The organism is Rossellomorea sp. SC111 (assembly GCF_024733565.1).
Taxonomy (GTDB): domain Bacteria; phylum Bacillota; class Bacilli; order Bacillales; family Bacillaceae_B; genus Rossellomorea.
In genome coordinates, this window is record NZ_JANIOC010000002.1 from 102766 (window position 1) to 115153 (window position 12388).

The 12388-nt window shown below is 41.7% G+C and carries 13 protein-coding genes; 11 read left to right on the forward strand and 2 right to left on the reverse strand.

The window, feature by feature from the left end; all coding sequences use genetic code 11:
- The first annotated feature begins 68 nt into the window (after window positions 1–68).
- The 11 genes from NQ095_RS02580 (at window position 69) to NQ095_RS02630 (ending at window position 10058) form a co-directional block, all read left to right on the forward strand.
- Window positions 69–1808, forward strand: a complete 1740-nt coding sequence (locus tag NQ095_RS02580) for a carbon starvation CstA family protein (protein ID WP_258261950.1) — start codon at window positions 69–71, stop codon at window positions 1806–1808.
- A gap of 70 nt (window positions 1809–1878) precedes the next feature.
- Window positions 1879–2136, forward strand: a complete 258-nt coding sequence (locus NQ095_RS02585; RefSeq protein WP_258262203.1) for a cory-CC-star protein — start codon at window positions 1879–1881, stop codon at window positions 2134–2136.
- 19 nt (window positions 2137–2155) lie between these two features.
- Complete coding sequence (locus tag NQ095_RS02590; RefSeq protein WP_258261951.1) at window positions 2156–3115, forward strand: ArsA family ATPase; 960 nt, start codon at window positions 2156–2158, stop codon at window positions 3113–3115.
- Window positions 3116–3246: 131 nt separating this feature from the next.
- A complete protein-coding gene (locus NQ095_RS02595) occupies window positions 3247–4500 on the forward strand; it encodes a M24 family metallopeptidase (RefSeq protein ID WP_258261952.1) in 1254 nt (417 codons plus the stop codon).
- Between the two features lie 674 nt (window positions 4501–5174).
- On the forward strand, window positions 5175–5435 hold the full coding sequence (locus tag NQ095_RS02600; RefSeq protein ID WP_258261953.1) for a metal-sensitive transcriptional regulator: 261 nt from the start codon (window positions 5175–5177) through the stop codon (window positions 5433–5435).
- Window positions 5436–5511: 76 nt separating this feature from the next.
- Window positions 5512–5739 carry a sulfurtransferase TusA family protein gene (locus NQ095_RS02605; protein ID WP_034759045.1) on the forward strand — a complete coding sequence of 76 codons (228 nt, stop codon included), beginning with the start codon at window positions 5512–5514 and terminating at the stop codon, window positions 5737–5739.
- Window positions 5740–5788: 49 nt separating this feature from the next.
- Window positions 5789–6268 carry a DsrE/DsrF/DrsH-like family protein gene (locus NQ095_RS02610; protein WP_034759048.1) on the forward strand — a complete coding sequence of 160 codons (480 nt, stop codon included), beginning with the start codon at window positions 5789–5791 and terminating at the stop codon, window positions 6266–6268.
- A gap of 48 nt (window positions 6269–6316) precedes the next feature.
- Window positions 6317–6889: a sulfurtransferase TusA family protein gene (locus tag NQ095_RS02615; protein WP_229592770.1), complete on the forward strand. Its 573-nt coding sequence runs from the start codon at window positions 6317–6319 to the stop codon at window positions 6887–6889.
- A gap of 24 nt (window positions 6890–6913) precedes the next feature.
- Complete coding sequence (locus NQ095_RS02620; RefSeq protein WP_258261954.1) at window positions 6914–8041, forward strand: MBL fold metallo-hydrolase; 1128 nt, start codon at window positions 6914–6916, stop codon at window positions 8039–8041.
- A 78-nt stretch (window positions 8042–8119) separates the two neighbouring features.
- Window positions 8120–8896, forward strand: coding sequence for a sulfite exporter TauE/SafE family protein (locus NQ095_RS02625; RefSeq protein WP_034759056.1), 777 nt, complete (start codon window positions 8120–8122; stop codon window positions 8894–8896).
- A 241-nt stretch (window positions 8897–9137) separates the two neighbouring features.
- The gene (locus tag NQ095_RS02630) at window positions 9138–10058 is read left to right on the forward strand and encodes a DUF1002 domain-containing protein (RefSeq protein ID WP_258261955.1); all 921 of its coding nucleotides are present in this window, start codon (window positions 9138–9140) and stop codon (window positions 10056–10058) included.
- A 37-nt stretch (window positions 10059–10095) separates the two neighbouring features.
- Here NQ095_RS02630 and NQ095_RS02635 read toward each other — a convergent pair whose 3' ends face one another.
- Together NQ095_RS02635 and NQ095_RS02640 are read right to left on the reverse strand one after the other, a co-directional pair.
- The gene (locus NQ095_RS02635; RefSeq protein ID WP_258261956.1) at window positions 10096–11499 is read right to left on the reverse strand and encodes a sensor histidine kinase; all 1404 of its coding nucleotides are present in this window, start codon (window positions 11497–11499) and stop codon (window positions 10096–10098) included.
- Entirely contained in the window at window positions 11496–12176 is a 681-nt protein-coding gene (locus NQ095_RS02640; protein ID WP_258262204.1) for a response regulator transcription factor, read from the reverse strand. Before NQ095_RS02640 ends, NQ095_RS02635 begins: the two co-directional genes overlap by 4 nt.
- Between the last annotated feature and the right edge of the window lie 212 nt (window positions 12177–12388).

A 12388-nucleotide genomic window follows, 5' to 3' on the forward strand; every position in this document is an offset into this window, starting at 1 on the left:
AAGCGCATACATTCAAAAAATTCAGAAATTTAATGTATGTAAAAATCATTGGATTAGGGAGGAATTTGATGGGAGGAATATGGTTAGCGGTCATAGGGGGTATTGTGTTTCTAGTAGGGTATAAATATTATTCAACTCTTATCGCGGAAAGAGTGTACAGGCTGGATCCGAATTATGTGACACCCTCTCACCAGTATAAAGATGGAGTCGACTTCGTACCAACGAATAAATTTGTCCTTTGGGGTCACCATTTCACTTCCGTTGCTGGTGCTGCTCCTATCGTGGGACCGGCTATCGCTGTGTATTGGGGATGGCTTCCTGCTTTCCTTTGGGTGATTTTCGGTACAGTGTTCGCTGCAGGTGTCCATGATTTCGGGACCCTGGTGCTGTCTGTTCGAAATAAAGGACAATCTGTTGGTTCCTTAGCCAATAAGTTGATAGGAAAGAGGGCAAAAGTACTTTTTTTATTCATTATTTTAATTCTTGTGTTAATGGTTAATGCGGTTTTTGCCTGGGTCATTGCGAATTTATTCATTACATTCCCAGCAAGTGTTTTATCTGTGTTTATCCAAATTCCGCTGGCTGTCTGGATTGGATATTCCGTCTACAAACGGAATGGAAGTATGTTATTACCGTCAATCGTAGCTCTCGGAGTCATGTACGCATCAGCGGTCATTGCAAGTCGGATAGATTTTCTGCAAATTGATCTGGTCCGATACTTTGGAGGTCAGGATGCGACCTCACTTTTTGGATTAAGTTCCACGAGCATGGCTTTCCTTGTGTGGATCGTTATCCTGATGATTTACGTGTACATAGCTTCCATTCTTCCCGTATGGAAACTATTACAGCCTCGTGATTATATCAACTCACATCAATTGATCGTGGGTCTTGGGTTATTATATCTCGGTCTACTGTTCACTAATCCAGAAATCACTGCACCGATGACAAATGGATCTGCAGATGTATCATGGTTCCCATTATTATTTATTACGATTGCGTGCGGCGCCATTTCCGGTTTCCACGGACTGGTGTCATCCGGGACCTCTTCTAAGCAGCTGAATAAAGAAACAGATGCCCGCTTCGTCGGTTATTTAGGAGCGGTAGGGGAAGGGGCACTTGCCCTGATTGCCATCATTGCCTGTATTACATTTTTCCCTAACGTGGAAGAATTCCAGGCAACCTACAGTGGATTTGCAGCAGCAAGCGGAGCGGGATTGGGCGTGTTCATAAAGGGCGCAGGACAACTTGCCACGGGAGTGGGGATCCCAGCGGATATTGCTGCAACGATCGTTTCCGTCATCATTGTAAGCTTCGCGGCCACAACCCTGGATTCATCTGTTCGTCTAATGCGCTATATCATTTCTGAATTGGGAGAGGAGTACAAAGTACTTTCATTAACTAACGCACACGTTGCGACTACGATTGCAGTGGTATCAAGTGCGGCTTTGACACTATTGCCTCAGGGCCCTAAAGGATTCGGATCAGGTGGATATCTTCTTTGGCCATTGTTCGGGACATCGAATCAGTTGTTGGCGGGGATCAGTTTACTCCTTATTACCATATGGCTAAAGAGACAGGGGAGGAATTACCTGGCTACATTGATTCCAATGTTGTTTCTCATGTTTATGACGCTTTGGGCAATGGTCAATCAGGTTGTATTTGAATGGTCAGGAGCAGGGGAATCCGAAGGGAATATGCTACTTTTCATTTTTGGAAGCATCATATTGATTTTTACCCTCTGGATTCTCATCACAGCAGCATCTTCACTGTCTAAAAAAGGTGATGATCCTTCTCAGTTCTCGGTGTAAGCATGGAAGTATGGGGACTCGAATCGGGGTCCCCTTTTGATTAGGAAGGAGGGATCACTTGGATACAACGATGATGGATAAATTCAAAAGGGTAATGAAATTATATGATGATATGATCCGTCTTCCTCACAAAACGGAAATAGCCAGGGAGTTGAGGGACGAAGAGGATTTATTCTTATTGATGCTCTATTCGGATATGCTTGGAATACCTAACCCTGTATTTTACTACACGCTTGAACTCTATCCATATATGATAGAGAAATTTCATGATTGGCACCTAAGAATGGGGATGGAACACTCGCCACTGGATGGAATCAGATGTTGTTAGAGCGAAAGGAAGGGAATTCATGGATGATTTATTGAAACAGTCTATTATATTTGTGGGGGGAAAAGGAGGGGTTGGAAAATCGACAACGGCATCTGCCCTGGCAGTCATGTTTGCAAAAATGGGTAAAAAAACGCTGATCGTCTCAACGGATCCTGCTCATAATCTTGGAGATATATTTCATCAGGAAATAAATGGGTACACGACCCCGTTAACGAAACTACTATGGGGAATCGAAATTGATCCAGAGGCAGAAACGCGTCAATACATCAATGGAGTGAAAGGGAACCTTAAAGGTATGGTAAAGTCCAATATGGTGAGTGAAGTCCACCGGCAAATCGATATGGCTGCTTCAGCACCAGGGGCGGAAGAGGCTGCCTTGTTTGATAGGATTGTATCGATCATTCTGGAAGAAGGAAATGGATATGACAAAATCATTTTTGACACAGCGCCTACAGGACATACGATCCGCCTATTATCTCTTCCCGAATTAATGGGAGTATGGATGGATGGCATGCTTGAAAGAAGAAAGAAAACAAATAAGAATTATTCCCAGCTTTTGAATGATGGTGAACCGGTTGAGGATCCAATATACGATGTCCTTCAAAAACGCCGTGAAAAATTTTCAAAAGTCAGAGATATACTGCTTAACCGGCACAAGACAGGTTTTATTTTCGTACTAATACCAGAAAGATTACCGATTCTCGAAACGGAAAAAGCGATTAAGTTGATGTCATCGCATTCCCTTAATATTGGGGGGCTGGTTGTGAATAAAATCCTGCCGAATCAGGCGGATGGCGGGTTCTTACAGAAAAGAAGAGAGCAGGAAAAAGTCTACTTGCGTATGATGCAAGAAAGATTTACGGACCAATCTCTATACGAAGTACCTTTATTAGAAGAAGATATCTGTACGCTTTCTCACCTGGAAGGATTTGCATCTCATCTTCAGAAAGCCATTTACCAAGAAGAGGGAATCTACTAATTCGGGCGATATACATAAGTGGGGAGAGTGACCATTGGGGAAGTTATTCAATGGTCATTTTTGTGTTGGGAAGGGGAAATAGGTGATTTTGTCGAAAGTGTAAATATCAATAAAACAAGGGAGTCGTTCAAATGGAAAGTGAGAATATATATCTATCTGCCATTCTCCCCTTAAAAAAAAGGGAAGAAACCAAAAATCGTTGGCTGTTTCATCGCCTGAATACACTGTTACCTGCTTTAATGAAAAAACACAAGGTAGACATGTGGATCACGGCAGGGAGGGAATATAATGAAGATCCTGTCCTGAAGAGCCTTTACCCAACATCAGTTGACGGTTCGAGAAGGTTGACCATCCTTGTATTTTATTTGGATCAGGATGAGCATCTGAAAAAATGGGTTTTGCATCCCAATCCGAATTTTGAGCCTTTTTATGAAAGAGCATGGAATCCTGAAGAGTGTGATCAATGGGAATGCCTTAAACGTCTTGTGGATGAGCACGACCCTGATACGATCGCATTGAATTATTCATCGACTTTTGCCGTAGCGGATGGTTTGAGTCATTCATGTTATCAGCAGCTAAGCATGCTGTTAGACGAGCACTCACATAAATTTGTATCTGCTCAACATGTCATTGTGGATTGGCTATCCATTAGAACCACCAAGGAATTAGTGGCATACCCTGCGATAGCCGAGCTTGGCAGGATGATTGCGGAAGAAGCGTTATCCCTGAGAGTGATTCATCCTGGAATCACAACTACAGAAGATGTTGTTGACTGGATACGACAACGGGTGTTAGACGCTGGTTTGGATACCTCCTTTTATCCTACTGTGGATTTGCAAAGAAAGGGTTCTGTGATGGATCGATTAGAGGGAGAGATTATTCGTTTTGGAGATATCGTGCATTTGGATTTTGGTATTCGATATCTTGGCCTCGCAACGGATACCCAACAGCTGGCATATGTCCTTTATCCAGGTGAGGAAGAAGCTCCTGAAGGACTTCAATCTGCATTACAAACCGCCTTGAGATTCGAAGATATCATAACCGGGGAAATGAAAGTCGGAAGAACGGGGAACGAAGTGTTTCAAAGAGCCATGATAAAAGCAAGAGAGGAAGAAATCGAGGCGATGCTGTATTCTCATCCATTAGGGAATCATTGTCATGAAGCCGGTGCCTTAATCGGCCTATATGATCAACAAAATGATATTCCCATCAAAGGCGATCTCCCCCTTACAGCCAATACCTGTTATGCACTGGAGTTCAACATACAACAATATATTCCTGAGTGGGATCAAATCATCCCCATATATCTGGAGGAGCCGGTTGCATTCATCCAGCATCGACTGGAATATATGGCGAAAAGGCAAATCGCGTTTTATCTGATCTAATCATTTTCCCTTACTGCATTTATAAGACTGATTGTACGCATTGATTGTAATCAGTCTTATATGCCACTTCCAAACATGATTATTTTGAAAGGCGGTTTTCGCAAAGGTTGTTGCTATTCACATACAATCTAAGATTTACGGTGCTCTGTCATTTAGGATGTGGTGCAGGGAACTGAGCCTCCTCAGCAAAAAACGCTTCCGGGGTCTCGCCACGCCCTTTTTCCGTAGGAGTCTACGCAGTTCCCTTCACCCTCTAACGTAGTAAGTGTTGACAGAGTAAAATAGATCGTGAACATCGGTTATGAAAGGTTAAAGTAAGTAGGATTAAATAAAATCGTTCACTACAACGAATGAAAAAGCAGCGGCATAAGCAATCTATTTCCTTTATGATAGTAAAAGTTTTGTATAGTTGATTGGAGCGGAAGGTGCTCGACTCCTAGGGGAATAGCTGGACAGGTGAGACCCCGCAGGGCGAAGCCCGAGGAGGCACACCGCCAGCCCCGCGGAAAGCGAGCACCTTGAGCGGAAATCAACCACCACCCGCTACATCCAAATGCAACAACGAATGAAAACAGCCTTTTGAAAAAATGTGATTCTCCCCTTGACTTAATACCTGCCAGGGTATAACATAGTGAATGTAGCAAGAAATCAACAAGCCAACAGGAGGTGTCTTGATGGAATACAATGCACAAATTAAGAATCGAATAAAACGTGTGGAAGGGCAGCTCCGTGGGATTGTAAGAATGATGGAGCAAGCGGAAGATTGTAAAGACGTCATCACGCAGCTTTCCGCAGCCAAAACAGCTCTTGACCGATCCGTAGGTTTAATTGTTAGTATGAATCTTGTTGAGTGTGTCAGGGACTCGCATGAATCCGGGGAAAGTACAGAAGCACTCGTGAAAGAAGCGGTAAATCTATTAGTGAAAAGTCGATAACGAAAAAGGTTGACATCTTTTTTTATATTGTATATTATACCCTCATGGGTATTTAAAAAACGAGGAGGAAACACACATGAACGCAGATAAAGTATTAGATGCAAAGGGACTTGCTTGTCCGATGCCAATCGTAAAAACCCGAAAGGCTATTAAAGAAATCGAATCCGGCCAAATCCTGGAGGTTCAAACAACAGATAAAGGTGCAAAAAGTGATCTTACAGCATGGGCTAAGTCTACAGGACATGAATTACTCGATTCGAATGAAGAAAATGATGTATTTACATTTTGGATAAAAAAAGGCTAAATTTTTTTGAGGGGGAATATACCCCCTGTAGTAAATAGGAGGGGACACAATGTCAGAGAGAAAAACAACCAATATTATTCTATTTAGTGGCGATTACGATAAAGCGATGGCAGCCTATATCATTGCCAACGGTGCTGCAGCATATGATCATGAAGTAACGATCTTCCATACGTTCTGGGGATTGAATGCTTTGAGAAAAGAAGAAATGGTACCCGTTAAAAAAGGATTCATGGAAAAAATGTTTGGAAAAATGATGCCTCGTGGAGCTGATAAAATGGGGTTGTCAAACATGAACTTTATGGGCATGGGTCCAAAAATGATCAAAGGTGTCATGAAAAAGCATAATGCCATGCCTCTGCCTGATTTGATCGATATGGCAAGAGAACAGGAAATTAAATTGGTTGCATGTACCATGACCATGGATCTGTTGGGGTTACACAAGGATGAATTATTGGAAGAAATCGAATACGCTGGGGTAGCAGCTTATTTGGCAGATGCCGAAAATGGAAACGTGAATTTATTCATTTAATTTTTTTTGAAAACAAATATACCCTATGAGGTAAATGGAGGTTTCTATATGAATAATCTTGAATCGAACTTCGTATTGGATGCAAAAGGACTCGCTTGTCCGATGCCGATTGTAAAAACAAAAAAAGCGATGAATAACCTGGAAGCAGGACAGGTGATTGAAATTCAGGCTACCGATAAAGGATCAAAGGCGGATCTTCAAGCATGGGCAAAGAGTTCCGGCCATGATTATCTAGGTACCATCGAAGAAGGGGACGTCCTTAAGCATTTCGTCCGAAAATCAAGCGGTGAAGAGACAGTTGAGCGTAAACACGAGGCTGTTACAGACAACGCCACACTGGCAGGGAAATTAAGCGATGAAAATGTGATCGTTCTGGATGTCCGCGAAAAAGCGGAATATGCCTTTAATCATATACCGGGGGCTGTTTCGATACCCCTAGGGGAACTTGAAAACCGTGTGAATGAATTGAATAAAGACAAAGAAGTTTATGTTGTATGCCGTACAGGAAACAGAAGTGACATGGCAGCTCAACTATTAGATGAAAAAGGATTTGCGAATGTATTCAATGTGGTTCCGGGTATGAGCGATTGGTCTGGGGACTTGGAGTCGGATATTAAATAATTCATTTTTCAGGAGGGTTAAATAATGGCGGTAAAACCAATGAATTCAAGAGAAGTAGCACAAAAAGTAATGAAAAAAGAAGAATTATTCATCTTAGATGTTCGTAACGTGGATGCATTTGAAGATTGGAAAATCGAAGGTGAAAAAGTTGAATATTTGAATATTCCTTATTTCGACCTTTTAGACGGCGTGGAAGAAATCTTGGATAAGCTGCCTGAAGATAAAGATATTCTTGTGGTTTGTGCTAAAGAAGGCTCTTCCATCATGGTTGCAGAAATGCTTTCAGATGAGGGGAAGGACGTGTCTTATCTGGAGGGTGGCATGAAGGCTTGGAGTGAACATTTAGAGCCGGTTAAGGTAGGGGACCTCTCGAATGATGGAGAGCTTTATCAATTTGTGCGTCTGGGTAAAGGGTGTCTTTCCTATATGGTCGTATCAAATGGTGAAGCCGCGATTGTAGATGCCACACGTATGGCCGATGTGTTCATCGATTTCGCTAAAGCAAAAAATGTAAAGATCACTAATGTATTCGATACACACTTACATGCGGATCATATTTCTGGTGGCCGTACCATTGCAGAAAGAACCGGAGCAACGTATTGGTTACCATCCAAAGATGCTGAAGAGGTAACATTTGAATATGCGGCACTGGAAGATGGAAATAAAGTACAGATCGGAAATACAACCATCGATATTAATGCTCTATACTCACCAGGGCATACAATTGGTTCTACCTCATTCGTGATTGATGAGAAATATCTATTATCAGGTGATATTTTATTTATTGACAGTATCGGACGCCCTGACCTTGCTGGAAAAGCAGAAGACTGGGTAGGGGACTTACGAGAAAGTCTGTACAAACGCTACAAAGATCTTTCCATGGATCTGACCGTTTTACCCGCTCACTTCATGATTATTGAAGAATTAAATGAGGACGGTTCTGTAGGTGAGAAACTTGGCACATTATATGCCAAGAATCATGGACTGAACATTGAGAGCGAAGATGAATTCAGAAGTCTTGTGTCTGAAAATCTGCCTTCACAACCGAATGCTTATCAGGAAATACGTGAAACCAATATGGGAAAAGTGACGCCGGATGAAGAAAAGCAGCGGGAGATGGAAATCGGACCAAATCGCTGTGCTGTTCGATAATTGACGATGATGATATAAATATTTCCAATGGGAACTTGCATGAGCGGTTCCCATTTTATTAGAAGAGGAGGGCTCAAAATGGATTTGGCATTTATTTTAACTATATTTCTAATCGGCTTCGTCGGTTCTTATATATCAGGAATGGTTGGAATCGGAGGAAGTATCATTAAATATCCAATGCTTTTATATATTCCGCCTTTGTTGGGAGTAGCTACATTTTCCGCTCATGAAGTTTCCGGCATCAGTGCCGTTCAAGTATTCTTTGCAACGCTTGGCGGAGTGTGGGCATACCGAAAAGGGGGCTACCTGAATAAATCACTCATTACGTATATGGGGGTAAGTATATTAATCGGTAGTTTCATCGGTGGGTATGGATCAAAATTCATGAGTGAAGCGGGAATTAACATCGTGTATGGAATTCTTGCTCTTATTGCAGCCATCATGATGTTCATTCCTAAAAAAGGGATAGATGATGTGAAGCTGGAAGATGTTTCTTTTAATAAATGGCTCGCTGCCATACTAGCCCTCATCGTGGGAGTGGGTGCAGGTATTGTAGGTGCAGCAGGTGCCTTTCTATTAGTTCCCATCATGCTTGTTGTGCTGAAAATACCTACGAGAATGACGATTGCTTCCTCTCTTGCCATTACGTTGATTTCTTCCATCGGGTCGACTGTGGGGAAAATCACCACCGGGCAAGTGGATTACCTGCCAGCCATGATCATGGTAGTGGCAAGTCTGATTGCCTCTCCACTTGGAGCGATGGCAGGGAAGAAAATGAACACCAAGATTCTACAAATGATATTAGCACTATTGATTTTAGGAACGGCTATTAAGATCTGGATAGATATCCTTTAGAATGCTGCTTAGCACTGTATACCATGACTCTTCTTACAGAAGAAGAATCGTGGTACATGGAGCTAAGCTTTTTTTTGTGGTAATGTATCAATGGGCCTTGTAACTTTCTGAAGGTCTCTTTCGTCTAATGAATAGATAGAAATAAGACTCTGGATGGATGAACGTATTCATGAGTAGCGGTACAATGTAAGAATGAATGTGTTCTAAGATTTTATCCATCATGAAAAAAGGGAGAATACACATGAAAAAGATTATTGGAATCATCTTACTATGTTCATTAATGGTTAGCGGACTTCAACCGGCATCGGCCGCGGATAATGATAAAGCAAGCATTAATGAAAAATTCGGACTGCCCATCGTTGTATATGGAGAAACACTCTCCAGCCAGCAAAAAAAAGAGGTTCAAAAACAATTGGGTATGGATGAGGGAACTGAAGTGGATGAGTTTACGGCCACTGGTGAGGATCTTGTAAAATATATTGACGGAGAAAACAGGAACGCCCGCATGTTCTCTTCAGCCATGATCACCCGTAAGGAAAAGGGTGAAGGATTAAAGGTTAATATTGTGACTCCGGAGAATATTACCGAGGTTACGAATTCCATGTATTCAAATGCACTATTAACAGCGGGAGTCGAAAATGCAGTAGTGGATGTTGCCTCCCCGGTTAAGGTGAGCGGTCATTCCGCTTTAGTAGGTATTTATAAAGCGTATGATGTGAGTGGAGAGAAGCTTGATACGGTTCGGATGGAAGTGGCCAATGAAGAATTATCCGTTGCTACTGAACTCGCGAAAGAGTCAGGTATTGATAAGGAAGAAGTCAGTAAATTGTTAACCGAGATCAAAAAGGAAATTGCTGAACAAGATCCTGCGACGAAAGAGGAAGTCGAGAAGATCGTCGAAGACAAGCTCCAATCATTGAACATAGAACTAAGTCCAGAGGATCGTCAGTTGTTGATTGATCTATTTGAAAAGATGAGATCCCTTGATATAAATTTTGATAATGTTCAACAGCAGCTGGATGACTTAACGAAAGATATCCAAACGACCATTAAGGAAATTGTGAACGATGAAGGTTTTGGACAGAAAGTGTCAGATTTCTTTACCGGGTTATTAGAGGCAATTGGGAATTTCTTTAAATCAATCAAAAATTTATTTGGATAATGCGAAGATAAAAGACTGAGTCATTCGACTCAGTCTTTTATAATTCCAGCAAAGGAAACGTTAGATATACCGTCGTTCCTTTGCCTTCTTCACTTTCGATGGAGAAGGAACCTTTATGCTTATGCATGATTTCCTTGGCGATGGATAAACCAAGTCCATATCCACCGGTGTTCCTTTGCCTTGACAGATCAGATCTGTAGAATCGTTCACCTATTTGGGATAATGAGTCGCCCGGAATGCCAATCCCATGATCCTTAATCTTCACAACCGCCTTACCATCTTTCTCATAGGAGTGGATGGAGATAGAGGTCCCTTCCGGGGAATATTTCAGGGCATTGTCCAAAATATTGTAAAACACCTGCATCACTCGGTTTGGATCTCCGTTAATGATCGATTCCTCATTTAAAGTATGTTTAATATCTATATGCTTCAATTCTGCTTGTGGACGGATCAGTGTTAAAGAGTCCATAATGAATTGGGACAGCACCATCGGTTCAATATCCAATGAAAATGCAGCATCTTCCAATTTATTCAATTCAAGGAGTTCCGTAATTAATTTCTGCATCCGCACCGACTCTTTTTGAATCAGGTGTAGGCTTTTTTCTATTTCTTCCGGATTTGTTTGTACCCGGTCGGTCAACGCTTTTGCATACCCTCCGATGTACGTGAGGGGAGTCCTTAGTTCATGGGCGACATTCGAAAGGAACTGTCTCTTACGATCCTCCTGGTGCTGCAAAGAGTCAACCATACTGTTGAACGTGAGTGCCAGTTCAGCCATTTCATCTTTAGTGGTGACCTCCAGACGCTCCGTAAAGTTTCCGTTGGCTACTTGATTAGAGAACCTTTGCATTTCCCTGACAGGTTTGAACAAGGAGTCCAGTGAAGACTGAATGATCAAAAAAAGCACGAAATAAAACATGACCCCTGCCAATATTAAAATGGGGATACCTTTGCTGAACACTTCCGTCATTTCAGCAAGAGGGATATAAATAAACAAATATCCCATTAACTTATCCTCATTCATAAGTGGAAAGACGGCTCCTATCACTTTCCGATTGAATTCGTCTACATATCCTTCTTTCATGACATGATTGCCCTTCACCAATTCTTTTCTATCCATGCGGTTGATGAGGGGCTTTTGATCAATTAGAAAAGGGAAGCTCTTCCCTAATTCATCAAGGTTCTCCACAACCGAAACTTCATAGGGAGAGATGACGTTATACCAGAGGATCTTGTCCTTGATATTTCCGCTTACATCCCCATAATGATAGTGGGCAGCGGTCCTCTGCCCCTGATAAAGGAGTGAATCCTTCACGGTCCCTATATAGAGGTCTTTGTAGAGATAGTGAATGAAGAGAAACGAAAAGACAATCGTTAAAAATAGACTGCTTAACAACAGGATAGAGACTTTTTTATTGAGGGTCAGGTTTACGTTTTTCAAAGAGATCCCTCATATTTATAACCAAGTCCCCATACCGTCTCGATCAACGGCCCGTAATTTTTTAATTTCAGCCGCAATGTTTTTATATGGGTATCAACCGTTCGATCACTTCCTTCGTAATCTCTTCCCCAAACTTGATCCAGAAGTTGATCCCTTTTATATACTCGTCCCTGATTCCGTGCGAGAAATAAGAAAAGTTCATATTCCTTTAAAGTCAAACGGGGAGAATGATCACCGACGGACACGGTCCTGGATGCCAAATTAAATGTAACAGGCCCAAACCTTTCGACCATGGAACGTGTCTGTACACCATATGATCTTCTTAGAATGGTTTCAATGCGCGCCACAAGCTCATCAGCGTTGAAAGGTTTAACCATATAATCATCACTACCAAGTTTAAGCCCCTTTACCTTGTCCAGGTCATCCCCCTTGGCAGATAGGAAGATAAAGGGGATTTGACTATGATCCCTTACTTCTTCCAGTAATCGGAAACCATCCATGAACGGCATCATTATATCCACGATCATCAGATCGACATGTGTTTTATTCAATTGATCAAGAGCAGCCAAACCGTTTTCGGCTTCAATACAGAAATAATTCTCCCTGTTTAAATACAATGAGATCAGCTGTCTCATTTCCGGTTCATCATCTACAATCAGTACATTCCATTTTTTCATCATCTTCACACCCAGCCTTATGACATAAGAATTGCATCAAATTTTATTATAGAGAAAAATAGTGAATTATTTGTGAGATTCCAGATTTTTTTGATTTGTATTTCTTCCAACATTTTAACATGGAAAACTTAGAGGTTGAACTTTTGCCGCTTTGTCCTATACTTTTCCGAAAACAAGGGCATTTGCCCTTCCCCTTTTTCCTTTTCATAATA